The organism is Kribbella sp. NPDC056861 (assembly GCF_040687575.1).
In the GTDB taxonomy this organism is placed as follows: Bacteria; Actinomycetota; Actinomycetes; order Propionibacteriales; family Kribbellaceae; genus Kribbella.
This window is the reverse complement of sequence record NZ_JBFBNQ010000005.1, coordinates 1-16,805: the sequence shown is the minus strand read 5'-3', so window position 1 is coordinate 16,805 and position 16,805 is coordinate 1. Positions and strand designations below refer to the sequence as shown.

Here is a 16,805-nt window from a genome sequence, read left to right as displayed (position 1 = left end):
ATGGCTGCTGCGAAGGAACGGGTGCGCAACAAGCGCGGCGAGGGCGCCCAGCTGCGCGACGACATCATCGGCGGTGCGACCCGGCTGCTGGAGGCAGGCACGGAGCAGAGCGTCACACTGCGGGCGGTGGCGCGGGAGGTGGGGATCTCGGCGCCGGCGATCTACCAGCACTTCGCCGACCGGGACGCGATCCTGTTCGCGGTCACCGAGATCGCCTTCGCCGAGCTGGAGCAGGCGCTGAGCGACACAGGCGACCACGCCGATCCAGCTGATCGGCTGCGAGCCGTCTGTGTCGCCTACCTGGCCTTCGCCGAACGCTGGCCCGGTCGTTACCGGATCATGTTCGGCGCAGTCTGGGACGCGAGCAAGTCGCTACAGCGGGCTCCGGACATGGCCAGTGACCTGGCCGAACTGGGGCTCGGCGCCTTCCGCGTCATCAGCCAGGCGGTCGCGGACTGCATCGAGGCCGGCCGCTCCACCGGCTCCGATCCCCACGCCGATGCGACCGCACTCTGGGTCGGACTGCACGGCTTGGCGCAACTGCGGGTGGCAACCCCGTTGTTTCCTTGGCCTCCGCATCTGCAGGACAGCGTGATCGCCCGCCTGGCACTACTCCGCGACTGACCGGCGCCGAGGAGCGGGGTTTGTTCGGCTACATCGGGGATCGCTTCGGTCAGAGGTGGAGCAGCCGGATGGCGTTGTCCTTGAAGATGAGCGGCTTGGCGTCGTCGGTGATGTCGAGCTGGGCGAAGCTGTCCAGCCAGCGGTCCGGGTGGATGAGGGGGAAGTCGGTGCCGAAGAGGGCCTTGGTGCGCAGGGACCGGCTCAGCTGGTGGGTCAGTTGGGGAGGGAAATAGCGGGGGAGCCAGCCCGACAGGTCGACGTACACGTTGGCCTTGTGGGTCGCGATCGAGATGGCGCTGTCTGCCCAGGGCACCGCCGGGTGGGCCAGCACGATGGACAGGTCCGGGAAGTCGGCGGCCACGTCGTCGACCAGCATCGGGTCGGAGTACCGGAGTTTGATGCCGCGGCCGCCGGGGAGACCGGCGCCGATCCCGGTCTGGCCGGTGTGGAAGAGGGCGACGACGCCCAGCTCCTGGATCGCCCGGTACAACGGGTAGAACGCCTCGTTGTTCGGCGCGAAGGCCTGCAGACTGGGATGGAACTTGAACCCTCGTACTCCGTACTCCTCGACCAGCCGGCGGGCAGCCGTCACCGCGCGTGGTCCCTGCCGCGGATCGACCGAACCGAACGGGATCAGTACGTCGTTGTTACGCGCGGCACCCTCCGCGATCTCCTCACTGGACAAGGCGGGCCGTCCGGTCGCGGTGGTGCTGTCGACGGTGAAGACGACCGCTGCCATCGACCGCTCCCGATAGTGCACGGCGATGTCGTCCAGGCTCGGAGCGCGGTTCTCGCCGGACCTGAAGTAGGCAGCCGATGCCGCCAGCAACTCGTCGTCGAGCGAATGGTTGCCATGGGCATCCAGCTCCACATGGGTGTGGACGTCGATCGCCCGGACGGCGTCCAGGTCGATGGCCGGTTCGTAGCGCGCCAAGCGTCTTGCCTCTCTGTGGGATCAGGGCAGGTCGGGGTGGAGAGCCTTCGCGGCCAGCAGCTCGACCAGCAGCGTGTCCCGGTCGGCGACGAGTTGCTCGGTGGAGAGACCGGCCAGTTCGTCGCCGACTCCGGAGACGAGCAGGTCGGCCAGCTCAGGGGTCAGCTGGGGTGCTCCGAGATCGTCCATCCAGCGCTGGGCCGGCGGGCCGAGATGCTTCAGCACGTGGGCGAGCCCACCGGCACCGCCGGACAGGTGCTGGGTGGCGAGCGGACCGAGCAGCGCCCAACGCAGCCCGGGGCCGTGGGCAATCGCTGTGTCGATGTCGGCCACCTCGGCGACGCCGCGTTCGACCAGCGAATACGCCTCGCGCCACAAGGCCGCCTGCAGCCGGTTGGCGATGTGACCGGGCAGCTCTTGGCGGACCAGGATCGGCTTCTTGCCGACTGCCGTGTAGAACGCCATCGCGACATTCGCGGCAGGCGGCGCACCCACGACCTCGACCAAGGGGATCAGATAGACCGGGTTGAAGGGATGCCCGACGATCACACGCTCCGGGTGGGCGGTGCAGTTGGCGGCCAACTCGGAGGGCGCCAGCCCCGAGGAGCTGCTGGCGATCACGACAGCCGGGTCAGTCAGCTGGTCGATCTCTCGCAGCAGAGTCTGTTTGAGGTCGATCCGCTCAGGTCCGTTCTCCTGCACGAATCCGGCGCCGTCGACCGCCTCGGCGACCGACGAGCAGAAGGTGAGGCGATCGGTCCAGCCAGCCAAGCTGTGGCCGAGCCGCTCAAGGCTCGGTGCGGCGCGATCGAGGTACTGCAGCAGCAGGGACCTGGCATCCGGCGCAGGATCAACCACCCGTACTTCGATTCCCTGGGCAAGCAGCAGCGCGGTCCAGCCGGCCCCGATCACCCCGGTGCCGATCTGCGCGACCGGTCCGGCCAGGTCAGCCATTGTGCCGGTTCGCGTCGGCCAGGTAGGCGGTGAGGGCCTGCTCATCCACCACCGACCCTGGTGTGACGACAGCTTCCAGCGGCCTGCCTTGGAGCAGTTGCTTGACCGGTAGCTCGAGCTTCTTGCCGGTTCGGGTGCGTGGGACGGCCGGCACCTGGGTGATCCGGTCGGGGGCGTGGCGGGGCGAGAGTGCCTGCCGCAGCGCGCCCACGATCTTGGCGCGCAGCGGATCGTCCAAGTCGACCCCGGCTGCTGTCACGACGTACAGGATGAGTTCACCGTTGCCACCGGCCGGATCTTCCAGGTGGATGACGAGACTGTCGTCGATCTCTGGCAGCTCCTCGACCACGGCGTAGAACTCGGCGGTCCCGAGCCGCACGCCGCCACGATTCAAGGTGGCGTCCGATCGGCCGGCGATGACACAAGAGCCGGACTCGCTGAACCGCACCCAGTCGCCGTGCCGCCAGATGCCCGGGTACGTCGCGAAGTACGCCGCGGCGTACCGGGTGCCGTCGTCGTCGCCCCAGAAGCCGACCGGCATCGACGGCATCGGCTCGGTGATCACCAGTTCGCCGAGCTCCCCGGTGACCGCCCGACCCGCCGGATCAAAGGCAAGCGCCTTGACACCCAGGCACGCGCCGGCGATCTCGCCCGCGACGACCGGCTGCAGCGGGCTGCCCTGGACGATGCCGGAGCAGACATCGGTGCCGCCGCTGCCGACATTCAGCAACACCTGCTCGCCGAACTCGCGCAGTACCCAGTGATACCCGGCGGTCGGCAACGGACTGCCGGCCGGGCAGATCTCCTTCAGCGCGGACAGATCGTGCGTGGTCGCGGGTTGGAGTCCGGCCTCCCGGCAGGCCATCAGGAACGGAGGACTGGCACCCATCACCGTGGTCCGGGTCTCCGCGGCTAGCCGCCATTGCAGGTCGAGGCTCGGGTACGCCGGGTTGCCGTCGAGCAGCACGATCGACGAGCGGACCAGCAGCGCCGAGACGAGCGCGTTCCACATCATCCAGGCAGTGGTGCTGAACCACAGCAGCCGATCGCCAGGACCGAGATCCCACGACAGCGAGTGGTTCTTCAGGTGCTCCAGCAGAATCCCGCCGTGCCCGTGCACGATCGCCTTCGGCTTGCCGGTGGTCCCGGAGGAGTAGAGCACGAACAACGGATGATCGAACGGCACCACCTCGTACTGCGGCTCGGCCTGCCCCGCGAGGAGCTCGGCCCAGCTGGTCACCTCGTCGCCAGGCGCCGGCTGATGCACCCCATAGCCGACGTGCACGACCTGCCGAACGGTCGGCAACCCGTCCCGGAGTTGCGCAACCTCCTGCCGTCGGTCGATCCGCTTGTCCCCGTAGTCGTAGCCACTGACGACCAGCAGCACCTTCGGCTCAACCTGACCGAACCGATCCAGCACACTCCGTACGCCGAACTCCGGCGCGCAGCTGGTCCAGATCGCGCCCAGCGAGGCAGTGGCGAGGAAGGCCACCACCGTCTCCGGCAGATTGGGCAGGTACGCCGCCACCCGATCGCCACGCTCCACCCCGAGCCTGACCAAGCCGGCCCGAGCCTGAGCCACCTGCCTACGCAGCTCGGCAAAGGTCAGTTCGATCCGGTCCCGGCTCTGCGAGTAGGCGATGATCGCCGGCTCGTCGTCGTGGACGCGCTCCGGATCCGCATCCTCGAGCAGATGCCGCGCGTAGTTCAGCCGAGCACCGTCGAACCAGCGTGCGCCCGGCATCCGGCGGTCGACCAGCGCCTGGCCGCGCGGGGTGTCCGAGCGGACGCCGAAGTAGTCCCAGATCGAGGTCCAGAACCCGTCCAGGTCGTCGACCGACCACGACCACAGGTCGTCCCACTGCTCGATCGTGCGGGCGGTGTCCTGCTGCAGCCAGTCGGCGTAGGCGCCGAGGCGGGAGTTGGTCCGCCAGTCGGGCGATGGCTTGCGGAGTACTTCATCCGTCATGGCGCACCTTGGCCGAGCGCCCTTCGAGGAACGCGCGCATCCGGGTCTTCGCATCCTCGCTGCCGGAGGCGACGGCCGCCATCAAGGCTTCGAGCAGATAGCCCTGGGCGGGGTCGGCTTCGGCGATGCGGGGGAGTGCCTGCAGTACGGCGAAGTTGGTCACCGGTGCGTTGGCCGCGACCGTGGCGGCGAGTTCGAGGGCCTTGGTGAGACCTTCGCCGGGGCCGACCAGGTAGTGGGACAAGCCGAGATCCTGACCGGCCTGGGCGTCGTACACGCGACCGGTGAGCATCATGTCGGCCATCCGGTGGACACCGATCAGCCGGGGGATCCGCACCGACGCGCCGCCGCCGACGAAGAGTCCCCGCTGGCCTTCCGGCAGGGCGTAGTACGCGGAAGGCTCGGCGACCCGGAGATGGGTCGCGGCGGCGAGTTCGAGGCCACCGCCGATGACGGCGCCGCGCAGTACCGCGATCACCGGTACGCCGCCCTGCTCGATCCGGGCGAACGCGCGGTGCCACATCATCGAGTGTTCGAGGCCGCCCAGGGTGTCGCGTTCGGTCAGCGCCGAGAGGTCGAGGCCGGCCGAGAAGTGGTCACCCGCGGCGTCGAGCACGACAGCGCGAGCCCATGCCGGTGGCGACGAGAAGAAGCTCTCCAGTCCGAGCACCGTCGCGTCGTCGAGAGCGTTGCGCTTCGCCGCCCGATCGAGCCGCAGGACCGCGACCGCGTCGTGGCGCCGCACCCTCAGCGACGGCGGCAGATCGAGGGGAACCAGGGTCATCGGCGTCCAGTCTGTGCGGTCCGGGGCGGTCGGGTCTCAACTCACCAGAACGCCGTGCCGACGACCATGGGCGTGCCAATGATTGGCATCGCCCGTCCCTTTCGGCGTCCGGCCGGGATGCGATGGACCGATGACGGACAGCCTCTTCGCCCCGCCCGCACTGGCGTACGTCGCGACCGCCGAGATCGAACTGGAGGCGCCGCTCGATCTCGGCGAGACGCCGGAGGGCAGACGGCGAATCGTCCCGATCGCCGGCGGCCGCGTCGATGGGCCGGAGCTGACGGGCACGGTCGTGCGCGGTGGAGCGGACTGGCAGCGCGTGCTGCCCGACGGTACGACCCTGGTGGAGGCCCGCTACACCCTTCGGCTCGACGACGGCGAGCTGGTTTCGCTGCTCAGCAAGGGGATCAGGACTGGTCCGCCGGAGGTGTTGGCGGCCCTTGCGAGGGGCGAGCAGCTGGATCAGTCGCAGTACGTGTTCCGGCTCAGCATTCGCGCCCGGACGGCGTCGCCGGCGTACCGGTGGCTGAACACCTCGTTGCTGCTGGCAACTGCGGAGCGCAGGCCGGACGCGGTTCGGTACGACCTGTACCGGGTGACTTGATCAGGTGGAGTGCGGTCGGGGGACCTGGATGCCGGCCGAGCGAAGGGACGTCTCGACGAGGGCGGCCAGGCGGGCAGCCGCCGAGTCCGGCTCTTCGCCGTGATGGGCGATCAGCTGGTAGCGAGTCGCCGTCTCGGTGTGAGCCTGCAGGCCGGTCGCGATCTTCAGGTGTTCGGGGTTCTCCAGGTAGTGGGCAGCGAGGTCCTGGGCCAGCTCGGCGACCCGGGGGTCGTCCGGCGCCCAGCTAGCGACCTCGGCCATGCGTTTGCTCAAGGCAATGAACTTGGGATCGAGCACGGCTTGTTCGACATGGGTCAGGTAGTCGTCGAAACCCTCCGGGACCAGGGCTTTGGCCAGTACGAACGACTCCCGGGCGTTGGTGACGTCGGTGGGGGTGAAACCGAGGCTGGGCATGCCGTCGAGCAGGTCGACGGCGCGTTCGGGCAGGAGGGCCCGGTCGCCGGCGGCGAGTCGTCGCAGGGTCGCACGCCGGGCGATCAGTTCGTTGATGCGTTCGTCGAGCTGGTCCTCGATGTCGGTGAGCGAGTCGGCGAAGGACTCGGCGTCGGAGTCCAGCAGGGGACCGATGTCGGCCAGGGGCACGCCGGCCGCGGCCAGGGTTCGGACCTGGACCAGGCGCAGCAGTGCCGCTGAGTCGTAGCGGCGGTACCCCGAGACGTCACGCTCAGGCTCGGCGACCAGGCGCAGCTTGTGATAGTGCCTGACCGTCTTGATCGTGACGCCGACGAAGGCCGCCGCCTGACCGATGGTTACCCCGTTCATGAGTGCCAGCCTGTCAGTGATTCTGCTGTTCGTAGGCAGCGGCGGTCTCCCGGACGGCAGTGGCGACGGCCCGGTAGTCCTTGCGCAGGATCTGGGTGTGGTTGCTGGTGACCTTGGTGCTGACCCGCAGGTTCGGCTTGCGGCGCAGTACCGGGTCGAGGGAGGCGCGCATCTGCTCCATCTCCTCCGCGCGGCCGCCGAGGTTCGACCCGGTGGCGAGCACGTAGGAGGTCGGGCAGGTCAGGTTGTCCAGCACCGGCTCGAGGGCGGCGCAGACCTCGTTGATCTCGATGTTGACGTCGGCGTGCTGGCGCGCGCTCATGCTGGCGGCCAGCCCGAAGGGACGGGCGAGCGGCAGGAACGGCCCCATCTGACGGAACGCCTTGCGGATCCGCTCCCGGTTCTCCTCCCCGGTCAGGCCCCACGGCACCGCGCCGTCGACCGAGACCACGCCGGCGACGCGGTCGGGGTTGCGCGCGGCCCAGTGCACGGCGAGGGCCGCGCCGTAGGACCAGCCGACGACGAGCGGCCGGTCGATACCGGTCGCCTCGATCACCGCGTCGATGTCTCGCAGGCAGGCCTCGAAGGAGTAGTCGGCCGACCTCTTGGACTTGCCGCGAGCGCGTTCGTCGTAGGTGATGTGGCGCCAGTCGGTGCCGAGCTCGGCGATGACGGCCCGCCAGGATTTCTGGCTTGCATAGGAGCCGTTCAGGTAGAGGATCGGCCGGCCGGTACCGCGAGTGTCGGTGACCGCGAGGGCCGTGTCGTCGACGGGCACCATTCCGGTCCAGGGGGTGCTTGCTGAAGTAGTCATGAGGCAACCATCCGGCTTGACCCAAGGTCAAGGTCAACCCCGATTTTCACGGTTCGGGTGATGCCCAGGTCGTCCAGGAACGGCTGGTCGTGACTCGCGACGATCAGGGCACCCTGGTACGCCGTGAGCGCGCTGACCAACTCGGCCACGGTGGCCAGGTCGAGATTGTTGGTCGGCTCGTCGAGCAGCAGCAGCCGCGGGGCCGGGTCGGCCAGCAGCGCACCCGCGAGCGCAGTACGGAATCGCTCGCCACCGGACAGTTCGCCGATCGGCCGGGTCGCGTGGGCGCCACGGATCAGGAGCCGGGCCAACTGGGCCCGGATGTCGTTGTCAGTCCGTGCCGGGGCCAGCCTCCGAACATGGTCGAGCGCGCTGTCTGCTGGGTCGAGATCGGTGAGGTGTTGGTCCAGGTAGGCGAACGGGACCGCGGGCGTGGCTGCGACGATCCGCCGCAGCAGTGTGGTCTTGCCCGACCCGTTCGGGCCGGTCAACGCGATCCGCTCGGGTCCGCGGATCACCAGGTCCGGGGTGCTGAGTTCGAGCACGGTTTTGCCGGTCGGCACGGCGGTCTCTGGCAGCTCGATCTGGACACTGTCGTCCCGCTTGGCCCGGAGTTGCGCCTCGGACAGCGTCTCGCGGGCCTCGGCAAGCTTGTCCTCGTGCAGGTTCCGGTACTTGCCGGCGCTCACCTGGGCCTGCCGTTTGCGCTCGTTCATCACGATCTTCGGCTTGCGTTTGTTGGCGTGGTCGGTGTTGGCGTAGCGCACCCGGCGTGCCAGCACCACCTGCGCTTCTGCCTTCTGCCGCCGCTCCCGCTGCAACTGCTCCCCAGCAGCCCGTACTGCGCGATCGGCCGCCTGTTGCTCGTTCTGCACAGCGGCTTGGTAGTCGTCCCACGCTCCGCCGTACGTCGTGATGCTGTGCCCGCGAACCTCGGCGATCGCGTCCACCCGGGACAGCAGGTCACGGTCATGACTGACCACCAGGAGCGGGCCGGTCCATTGATCGAGCAGTTGGGCCAGCCGTTCCCGCGCCCCGGCGTCGAGATCGTTGGTCGGCTCGTCGAGCAGGAGGATGTCGGGCTCGGTCAGCAGTACCCCGATCAGGCAGACCAGGGTCCACTCGCCGCCGGACAGCGTGACCGCCGGCCGGTGCAGGTCGACCAGGTCCAAGCCGGCCTGCGCCAGCGTTGCCCGGGCTCGCTCGGGCAGATCCCACCGCCCTTCCAGTACGTCGAAATGCCGCTGCTCGGTGCTGCCTTGCTCGATCGCGTTCCGGGCCGTCAGCACCTCGCGCACTCCGAGTGCGTCAGCCACAGTCAGCTCGGCGGCGCGATTGCGGTGCTGGGGGAGGTAGCCGACCCGGCCGATGGTGGTGATGGTGCCGGTCGAAGGTGTGAGCTCACCCGCGATGAGGCGCAGCAGCGTCGTCTTGCCAGTGCCATTGCGACCCACCAGCCCGGTGTGGCCGACTCCGAACGTGCCGCTCAGGTTCTCCAGCGCGGGATCGCCGTCCGGCCAGGTCAGGCCGACCGCGTCAACGGTGATTGCCGGTGTCTCAGTCATCGTCCTCCTTCCGTCGCCGAACGCCTTCGAGCAGGCAGTCCAGCGCAAACGTCCATTCCCGTCCGGTCGACTCCGCAGTACCGACGGCTGCTCGCTGGGCCGTCACCGGATCAGCGGGCGCCAGCGCCGCGAGTCGGTTGGTCAACTGATCGAGGGAAGCCCGGTCGCCGAGTCGTCCTCGCCAGGCAGCCTCGATCGCCCCGTGCCCGTGCGCGAGGGTGAAGACGGCGGACAGGGCGAGTGGCGCGTCCTTCTCCGCGAGCCCGCCGGCAACCAGCGCCGCGCTGGCCCGGACGCTGAGTTGGTGGGCGTTCGGTCCCGCGTTGAGGAACCGCCCGGCCAGCGAGGGCAACCATGGATGGGTGATCAGTAGCGTCCGGTAGTCCTCGGCCAGCGCACGCAGTACGCCGTCCCACTGGTCTTCTGTGACCTTCAACTGCCCCATGAGGTGGTCTTGTGCCAGCTCGAGTACGTCGTCCTTGTGCCGCACGTGGGCATAACAGGCCATCGCGCTGACGCCGAGTTGCTGCCCCAACGCCCGCATGGTGAGCCCATCGAGCCCCACCTCATCGAGCACCACGGCAGCCGCCACGGCGATCGCGTTGAGGTCGACCGACCCCTTGGCGATCTTGCGTCCTGTCCGCTCCACCAGCCACACGCTCGGGGCGGGATCGTTCCGGTCCATCCGCATCACTCCTTTACAACGTAAAGAAGAATAGCACAGACGAATCCGGTGGTCCGGTGAGCCGCAGCATGGCTGCTGCGGCCCACCGGGAGCCGGGAGCGGTGATCAGCAGTCGGAGCCGCGGCTGTACGTCGCCGGTCCGGGGTACTGCGCCCAGGTCGACTGGCCGAAGCGGGACTCGACCACCACGCCGTCGCGGATCTGCTCGTAGTGCAGGTGTGGCCCGGTCACGTTGCCCGTGTCGCCGACCCGGCCGATCTGCGCACTGTCACTGACCTGGGCGCCGACGCCGACGGCCCGGTGCTGCAGGTGCGCGTAGAGCGTGTTCCAGCCCGCGCCGTGCGAGATCTCGATGTAGTTGCCGTAGCCGCCTGCGTCGAAGGCCGATCGGACCACCGTGCCGGCCTTGCTGGTCTTCACCGGCTTGCCGAGGTCGGCGGTGCCGGCGCCCCAGTTGAAGTCCAGGGAGTAGTACGACGGGCTGTGGCCGCTGCGGCTGGCACCGGACCAGTCCTCTCCGCAGCGGAACGGCACCCGCAGTACCGGTCGGGTCCCGGCCATCGTGTCGAAGTCGGCCGCGGCCTTCGCGGCGGCCTTGCGCTCGGCGGAGATGGCTGCGCGCTGAGCCTGGTAGCTCTGCGCTGCGGGTTTCGCATCGGTGGGAGTCGGTGGTGGTGAGGCCGCGGCGGCGGCCGGTGCGAGGATCAGGGCGGCGAGCAGTCCGCCGGTCAAGACGTGTTTCATGGCGTTCCTCCTGGGGCGGTGGAGATGACGCCTCACCATCGAGGCCGCGCCCGCTCCGGGCAACCCCTCGCCGCACCTTGCCCACCGATTGCTCAGCCCGCAGTACGGGTCAGCCGGCCGGATCGGGCTGGTAGGCGTCGGCCTGCAGGTTGTAGAGGTGCGCGTAGCGCCCGGCTTCGGCGATCAGCGACTCGTGGGTGCCGTGCTCCAGGATCTCGCCGTTCTCCAGGACGTAGATGTGGTCGGCGCGGCGGACGTTGGAGAACCGGTGGGAGATCAGCAGGACGGTACGGCCCGCGAACAGGTCGCGGACCCGGTCGAAGAGATCGGCCTCGGCCTGGGCGTCGAGGGAGGCGGTCGGCTCGTCGAGGATGACGTAGGGGGAGTTGCGGTAGAAGGCGCGGGCCAGCGCGAGTCGCTGCCATTGGCCGAGGGACAGGTCGACGCCGCCGACGTACTCCGCGCTGAGTGGGGTGTCGTATCCGGCCGGCAGGTTCTCGAGTTTCTGGTCGATGCCGGCCCGCTGAGCGGCGTGGCTGGCCGCCGCGGCGTCGGGTGGCAGGCCGGGTCGGCCGAAGGTGATGCTGTCGCGGGCGGCGAGCTTGAACCGGATGAAGTCCTGGAACACGACGGCGGCCGAGTTACGCAAGGTCGCCTTGTCCTCCACCGGTACGCCGTCCCACCGGATCTGTCCATCGGCCGGGCTGTAGAGGCCGGCGAGGAGCTTGGCCAGGGTGGTCTTCCCGGAGCCGTTGGAGCCGACCAACGCGACCACCTCGCCACGGCGCAGGGTGAGGCTGATCTGGCGCAGTACCGGCTCTGAGGCGCCTGGGTAGGCAAACGAGACCCGGTCGGCGGTCAGGGTTGAGAAGCCGTCTTCGTCGGGCGCGATGGCTGCAGGCTCGTCGTCGTCCTGCCTGTCGACGAACTGCCGCATGTCGGCCAGATAGATCAGCGTGTCGCCGAGCGTCCCGGCCAGGAACGCGGTCGCCTTCATCCGCAAGCTCAGCAGCAGCAGAGCGGTGAGCACGGCCAGTGCGGTGGCCAGGTCGATCAGTCCCTGGTGGACCAGCAGCCACCCGGCGGCGACGATGGCAGCCGTCACGCCGTCCGACAGCAGCCGGGCGGCGATCCCGCGACGCAGGTGGTCGCGGTGCATCTCGATGGTGAGCCGGATCTCCTCGCCGTACCCGCGGCTCCATCGGTCCCGGAGGGTGCTGCCCAGGTCCAGTGCCTTGATCTCCTTGGCGTCGTCGCGGGTGGTGAGAAGCCGCTCGAGGTACTCGCGGCCGCGCCGGTTCTCGGCCAGCGAGGTGTGCAGCCGGTAGCGGGCGTCGCGTTCCTTGCGCGCGGCAACCAGTACGGGCAGCAGGGCCAGTAGGCAGAGCGGCAGTAGCCACCATGCGAGTGCCAGAAAGGCTCCCGCCACCGCGATCAGGCCGAGTCCGGCGCGCAGGAAGACCGCGAGTCCGGTGACGAGGGTGATCGGTTCGCTGCGGGAGGCGAAGATGGCCCGCTGCAGGCGATCGTAGAATGCCGGGTCGTCGTACGACGCCAGGTCTGCCCGGCCGGCGGATCGGAGTACCAGGTCGATCAGGTGCCGGTCGGTCTTCACCGCCAGGACCCGCTGCCAGCCCTGGCTGACACTGCGCAGCACGCTGCCCGCGGCTTGCACGGCCAGCACGATCAGTACGCCGGGGAGGACCATCTTGCCGGCGGCGCCAACATTCGTGCCGGTGGCCAGGCCGATGCCCAGGACGTGCCGGATCAGCAGCAGCGAGGCGGTCAGCCCGACCGCGGTGACCAACTGGACCGCCACCACGGCGGTGAACCGGCGCGGGTCGGCGCGCCAGATCAGCCGGAGCGCGAAAAGCCCGGTGCGGAGGAAGTCGGGTCTGCTCTGCTCTACCGACATGCGAGCTCCCGACTTGCGGCCTTGTCCAGCCACGCACGCTGCAGCTCCGCGAGCCGCTGCAGGGACTCGCGGAAACGGAAACTGTGGTCTTCGCCCGGGAACAGCGCGAGCCGGGCGGTGCCGCCGTTCGCCACGATCGCGCGATAGAGCTCGACGGACTGCTCCGGCGGCGTCGCGGGATTGGCATCCTCCGCGCCGTGCACGAGCAGCACCGGCCGGTCGATCCGGTCGGCGAAGTCCAGCGCGCTGAAGGCACGGTAGATCTCCGGCACCTGCCAGTACGACCGATGCTCGTACTGGAAGCCGTACGGCGTCAGCATGCGGTTGTAGCAGCCGCTGTGCGCGATCGCGCCGGCCACCTGCGGCAGCTGGGCCAGCGCGAAGAGCGCCAGCGACGCGCCGAAACTGTGGCCGCCGACCACCACGGGTGCGCCGATGCGTTTCAGCGCCTGCCGGACCGGCCGGACGATCCGCCGGGTCAGGTCGGAAAGGGTCGGCTCGCCGCGCCAGTCCAGGGGCAGGTCAAGGATCGCGAGGTCGTCGCGTAGGGCGGCCAGCGTTGCCGGTACGAACGGTGGCCGGTTCGGCGGCCGGTCGTTGGCGGTCGGCTGCAACCACAGCAGTACCGGCTGGTCGGATCGCGACGACGGCGGCAGCGCCAAGCGCGCGCCGGCGACGTCTTCGATGTGAAAAGGCTTTGCTGGGGGAGCGGGCGGCTGGGGGCGGTCTGCCGGAGCCGGTGGTGGCGACGCGGTGAAGGGCTCGCCTCCGAGGGGTACTTGGATGGTCGTCCAGTTCAGGCCGGTCGCTGATTCGCCGTCAAGGTGCTCGATCTCCAGCATCGCGCTGCCGGGCACCGGTGTCAGGCGGCGTACGGCCAGCGGTGAGGCGACCGGATCGGTTGTGTGGCTGTTGAGCCGAAGCACTGAGACAACGGCTGCGGTCAGGCCCTCGAGCTGGTTGGTGTCTTCCTGGAGTACGACCGTTGCTGGGCCAGAAGCGTCGTAGATCGACGGCTGGAGGCTGGTGTCCGCCGCGAGGTCGTCGGCCGGGGTGAGGAAGATCAGCCGGTCGTCGCCACACCACACCAGTGGGCTGCTCGCGCCGGGCGCCAGCTCGGTCAGCGAGGTGACCGCGGACCAGTCGGTGAGCCGGGTCAGCGTCCGGTCTTGGTAGTCGGCGACCCACGGATAGGCCCGCCGGCCGGCGAAAGCCAGTCCGGCGACCAAGGGTTTGGCCGGATGCCAGGCCAGCGGTCCGCCGTACGGTGCCTCGATCGGGATGACCCAGCCGGAGACCGAGATCCGGGCCGGCCGGGCTCGGCGCGGGACGACACCCTGCAGGTCGGGGTCGATCCGCAGGTCCCGCCACCGCACGCCGGCCGGGTTGAACTCGGCGATCGACGGCTGCACCGGAAACTCCAACGCGGCGCGGAGGTTGCCGTCCGGCCCGGGCTGCTCGATCGTGCTGAGGTCAGCCGACATGAGCATCGTTCCGGACGACGATCCGGTCGATCAGCGCCTTGACCTCGCCGACCCCGGAGACCGGTTCGCAGACTTCGTTGCCATCGGCATCGATGCCGATCGCGCAGGGTACGCCGAGCCCGCTCAGCCGGTCCGGCAGACTCTCTCCTTCCTGCAGGACGGTCGTGTCGACCGCGTTCCGGCGGTCGTCCGCCATGCTGCCGAGAAGCCGCTCCAGCGACCGGCAGGCCGGGCACGAGCTGGACTCGTACAGTCGCGCTGCGACGATCGGGGTGTCGCAAGCTGCCTCGACCGGAGGTGTCCGGCGGTCAAGCAGCCAGAGCGCGCCGGCGATGACGGCCGCGAGCAGCACAGCCCCAACCGCCCGCCCGGCCGGCCAGGGCTCGCTCGCCGGGAGCAGGAGGACCGTCAACGCAGCCATGGCACCGACAGCATTCACCGCTAGATGGCCGCTCCCGACCGCAGCCAGCCTGGCAGCGCCGAAGCAGGCACAGGACTGGCCGCGCAACTGGAAGGCGACGACAGCCAACGCTGCGTACGCCACAAAGCCGCACAGTGCGTCCCACGGTCCTGGTGCCAGCACCAGCACGACGACCGCCACCAGCTCGGCGGCCCCGACCAGTCGCGGTCCTCGCGGCGCGGCCAGCAGCCCGCTCTGGTACGGCCAGTTCAGCCGGTCGGCCGGCACCAACAGCTTCGCCAGCCCAGCGGCCATCAGCGGGCCGGCCAGTACTGCGAGCACGACGTCAACCATCAGTCTTTCCTCTCGTCGAAGGCCAACCAGCCCTGCCGCACCAGGTCCCCGGCGAACCGGCGCAGCTCGTCGCCGGCCTCCGGGCCGACACCGGTCAGCAGTTCGTCGACGTACTGCCGGTGCTGCTGGTCGCACTCGGCGACCGCGAGGGTGGTGGCGTTCACCAGCAACCCGCCGCCGAACGGCAGCCGGGCAAAGGAGACACCGGGCTCGAGCGCGAAGGCGGGGGCCGGCTTCATCGGGTCAGCAGCCATTGGTTGATCCAGACCAGTCGAAGGATGGTGAGGGCGCGATCCGCGGTCAGCTGGCCGTCTTCCAGCAGCTGGATGACGGGATCGGGATCGAGCAGGCCGAGATCGGCCAGCGGGCACTGCCGGGCCAGGTCGATGGCCACCTTCTCGCGGACCTGGTGCAGGTAGCCGGCCGCGGCGAGCCGGGCGCGGAAACCGGCGGACTGCCCGAGTACTCCGCGGACGCCGTGGCGTTCGACCGTCTTGTGCAGCGGCAGTTGGTTGCGCACCAGCCCGTGCCTGATGTCGGCCAGCCGCCGTGGCGGGATGGCGGCGATCGCGCCGAGCACCCGGTCGTCCAACGCCGGCATGAACAGCAGCGACCCCTCGCCGTCTCGGGAGGCGAATTCCGCGTCCGCCCGGCCGAGCGCCGCAGGCAGCCCTTCCAGGTGTTTGCGCCAGACCGCGCTCGCACCCAGCCGGGCCGACCGCAATGCCTCGCGTCCGTCTTCCGTCAGGCCCGGCAGCCCATCGCCGAACGGGTCGGTCCCGGAGCGGACGGGGGCGATCCCGACCGGCTGCGACTCCGCCTCACCGCCGTCCGGCGCTGCCGCGACCTGTCGCCGTGCCACGCCCTCGCCTTGCGCCACCAGGAGATCCCGGGCGTCGCGCAGACGCGGCAGTTGGCCGGACAAGTGGAACGGCTCGCAGGTCAGCAGCCGTCGGCCGGCTAGCCCGAGTGGTAACTCCGGCAGGTTAGCGGTCAGCAGGCTTTCCAATACGGAACCGGAGACCACTGGGCCGTCCGAGACCGCGGCGATCGCAGCGGCCACGTGTCGCCGCAGCGCGGCTTCCGGCAGCGGGGGAGTGATCTCGTCGCCAGTGACCTGGTGCGGAGCGAGTGCGGTGACCAGGTCTACGGGTACTTGGTCGGTGTGCAGGCCGGGAACGTCCGGTAGCGCCGGCCTCGGCTCGGGCAGACCGTCCAGGACGGCGTGCACCAGTTTGGCGCCTCGCCCGGTCGAGCAGGCCGCCAGGAAAGCAGAGGCGACTCCACCGCTGTACGCGATGGTGAAACCGTCCGGCAGTTCGTCGAGCACCTCGCGGACAGCGGCTTCAAGCCCCTGTCTCGATTGAGGAATCACCGGCGGACGACTCGACACTGAAACGCCGGCGGCGTCCACCCGCACGACCGTACCGGCGGTGAGCCGCTGCACGCCCGGTACTCCGGTGAAGTCCGGCGGCTCGGGCAGCCCGTGGATCAGCGCCAGCAGCGCGCCGTAGTCCACCGCGGAGGCCTCGTCGGCACGCCGCAGTCCGGCCAGTTCGGTGCTCCACTCCAGCAGGCCACGGCCGAGCCGGTAGTAGACCGGCCGCGGTCCCGGGCTGTGCCGGGAGAGTTCGACGTCGGCCGGCGAGATCGACAGCCGTACGCCGAGGGGGTCCTGCCATTGCTCTGGGCCGGTGACCGTACCGCCGGCATCGACGCTCCACACCATGCTCGTCACCTTTCCGCCAGTGGGATCTCGACGTATTCCTCTGCGACAGGCAGCGAAGTACTGACCACCTCGTCGCCGCACCGCACCCAGGCATAGAGCCCGCCGGGGGCGACTGCCGGTGCGAGTTCGCGCCCCATTCGCAGCGCCGCTGGAATACCGAGGCGTCGCAGACCGGCGGTCAGAAAGACGGCGTCCTCGACAGGGTCGAGAAATCCAATCAGCAGCCGTTCCATCAGCCGCAGCCTGGCCACCGCGCGGGCCGGTTTCGCTGGTCGCCGGCCGGATTGCGCGACCGGCCATTCCGGCAACTGGTAGCCGCCCTCTGTCCGCGCCGCGAGCAGGAAATCCCGGGCGGCCCGGCCGGCCGCAAGGTATCCGAACATGGCACTCCCTGGGTAAGAAAAGCCGGAGTCTGACTGAGAAGGCCGAGGTGGGGGGGGCGGGGGCGCCCCCCCCCCGGGCG

At 69.7% G+C, this 16,805-nt stretch carries 17 protein-coding genes; 2 read left to right on the top strand and 15 right to left on the bottom strand.

The annotated features are described in order from the left end of the window. Positions 1–624: a TetR/AcrR family transcriptional regulator gene (locus AB0P21_RS24585; protein WP_363699507.1), complete on the top strand. Its 624-nt coding sequence runs from the start codon at positions 1–3 to the stop codon at positions 622–624. A 49-nt stretch (positions 625–673) separates the two neighbouring features. Here the strand turns inward: AB0P21_RS24585 and AB0P21_RS24580 are convergent, their stop codons facing one another. Genes AB0P21_RS24580 through AB0P21_RS24565 form a run of 4 tightly spaced genes read right to left on the bottom strand, consistent with a single transcriptional unit; the run spans position 674 to position 5,265 of the window. Then, positions 674–1,558, bottom strand: coding sequence for an amidohydrolase family protein (locus tag AB0P21_RS24580; RefSeq protein ID WP_363699506.1), 885 nt, complete (start codon positions 1,556–1,558; stop codon positions 674–676). A gap of 21 nt (positions 1,559–1,579) precedes the next feature. Beyond that, entirely contained in the window at positions 1,580–2,512 is a 933-nt protein-coding gene (locus AB0P21_RS24575; protein WP_363699505.1) for a 3-hydroxyacyl-CoA dehydrogenase NAD-binding domain-containing protein, read from the bottom strand. Beyond that, a complete protein-coding gene (locus AB0P21_RS24570; protein WP_363699504.1) occupies positions 2,505–4,481 on the bottom strand; it encodes an acetoacetate--CoA ligase in 1,977 nt (658 codons plus the stop codon). The genes AB0P21_RS24575 and AB0P21_RS24570 overlap by 8 nt, the downstream gene beginning before the upstream one ends. Continuing rightward, complete coding sequence (locus tag AB0P21_RS24565; protein ID WP_363699503.1) at positions 4,471–5,265, bottom strand: crotonase/enoyl-CoA hydratase family protein; 795 nt, start codon at positions 5,263–5,265, stop codon at positions 4,471–4,473. The genes AB0P21_RS24570 and AB0P21_RS24565 overlap by 11 nt, the downstream gene beginning before the upstream one ends. A gap of 130 nt (positions 5,266–5,395) precedes the next feature. On the opposite strand from AB0P21_RS24565, the gene AB0P21_RS24560 reads away from it, so the two are divergent. Further along, positions 5,396–5,869 (top strand): DUF3237 domain-containing protein, encoded by a 474-nt coding sequence (locus AB0P21_RS24560; RefSeq protein WP_363699502.1) that lies wholly within the window; start codon positions 5,396–5,398, stop codon positions 5,867–5,869. On the opposite strand, the gene AB0P21_RS24555 is transcribed toward AB0P21_RS24560, so the two are convergent. The 11 genes from AB0P21_RS24555 to AB0P21_RS24505 all read right to left on the bottom strand — a co-directional run bounded on the left by AB0P21_RS24555 (position 5,870) and on the right by AB0P21_RS24505 (position 16,725). Further along, positions 5,870–6,652, bottom strand: a complete 783-nt coding sequence (locus AB0P21_RS24555) for a MerR family transcriptional regulator (protein WP_363699501.1) — start codon at positions 6,650–6,652, stop codon at positions 5,870–5,872. A gap of 13 nt (positions 6,653–6,665) precedes the next feature. Then, positions 6,666–7,466: an alpha/beta fold hydrolase gene (locus tag AB0P21_RS24550; RefSeq protein WP_363699500.1), complete on the bottom strand. Its 801-nt coding sequence runs from the start codon at positions 7,464–7,466 to the stop codon at positions 6,666–6,668. Continuing rightward, on the bottom strand, positions 7,463–9,031 hold the full coding sequence (locus AB0P21_RS24545) for an ABC-F family ATP-binding cassette domain-containing protein (RefSeq protein WP_363699499.1): 1,569 nt from the start codon (positions 9,029–9,031) through the stop codon (positions 7,463–7,465). The genes AB0P21_RS24550 and AB0P21_RS24545 overlap by 4 nt, the downstream gene beginning before the upstream one ends. After that, positions 9,024–9,716 (bottom strand): TetR/AcrR family transcriptional regulator C-terminal domain-containing protein, encoded by a 693-nt coding sequence (locus AB0P21_RS24540; RefSeq protein ID WP_363699498.1) that lies wholly within the window; start codon positions 9,714–9,716, stop codon positions 9,024–9,026. The genes AB0P21_RS24545 and AB0P21_RS24540 overlap by 8 nt, the downstream gene beginning before the upstream one ends. 105 nt (positions 9,717–9,821) lie before the next feature. Next, positions 9,822–10,460 (bottom strand): M23 family metallopeptidase, encoded by a 639-nt coding sequence (locus AB0P21_RS24535; RefSeq protein WP_363699497.1) that lies wholly within the window; start codon positions 10,458–10,460, stop codon positions 9,822–9,824. Between the two features lie 109 nt (positions 10,461–10,569). Beyond that, the gene (locus tag AB0P21_RS24530; RefSeq protein ID WP_363699496.1) at positions 10,570–12,375 is read right to left on the bottom strand and encodes an ABC transporter ATP-binding protein; all 1,806 of its coding nucleotides are present in this window, start codon (positions 12,373–12,375) and stop codon (positions 10,570–10,572) included. After that, positions 12,366–13,859 carry a prolyl oligopeptidase family serine peptidase gene (locus AB0P21_RS24525; protein ID WP_363699495.1) on the bottom strand — a complete coding sequence of 498 codons (1,494 nt, stop codon included), beginning with the start codon at positions 13,857–13,859 and terminating at the stop codon, positions 12,366–12,368. The genes AB0P21_RS24530 and AB0P21_RS24525 overlap by 10 nt, the downstream gene beginning before the upstream one ends. After that, positions 13,849–14,613, bottom strand: a complete 765-nt coding sequence (locus AB0P21_RS24520) for a hypothetical protein (RefSeq protein WP_363699494.1) — start codon at positions 14,611–14,613, stop codon at positions 13,849–13,851. Before AB0P21_RS24520 ends, AB0P21_RS24525 begins: the two co-directional genes overlap by 11 nt. After that, the gene (adfB, locus tag AB0P21_RS24515) at positions 14,613–14,867 is read right to left on the bottom strand and encodes an actinodefensin-associated protein B (protein WP_363699493.1); all 255 of its coding nucleotides are present in this window, start codon (positions 14,865–14,867) and stop codon (positions 14,613–14,615) included. The genes AB0P21_RS24520 and adfB overlap by 1 nt, the downstream gene beginning before the upstream one ends. Beyond that, the gene (locus tag AB0P21_RS24510) at positions 14,849–16,342 is read right to left on the bottom strand and encodes a hypothetical protein (protein ID WP_363699492.1); all 1,494 of its coding nucleotides are present in this window, start codon (positions 16,340–16,342) and stop codon (positions 14,849–14,851) included. The genes adfB and AB0P21_RS24510 overlap by 19 nt, the downstream gene beginning before the upstream one ends. Before the next feature lie 5 nt (positions 16,343–16,347). Beyond that, a complete protein-coding gene (locus AB0P21_RS24505; RefSeq protein ID WP_363699491.1) occupies positions 16,348–16,725 on the bottom strand; it encodes a hypothetical protein in 378 nt (125 codons plus the stop codon). Positions 16,726–16,805: the final 80 nt, after the last annotated feature.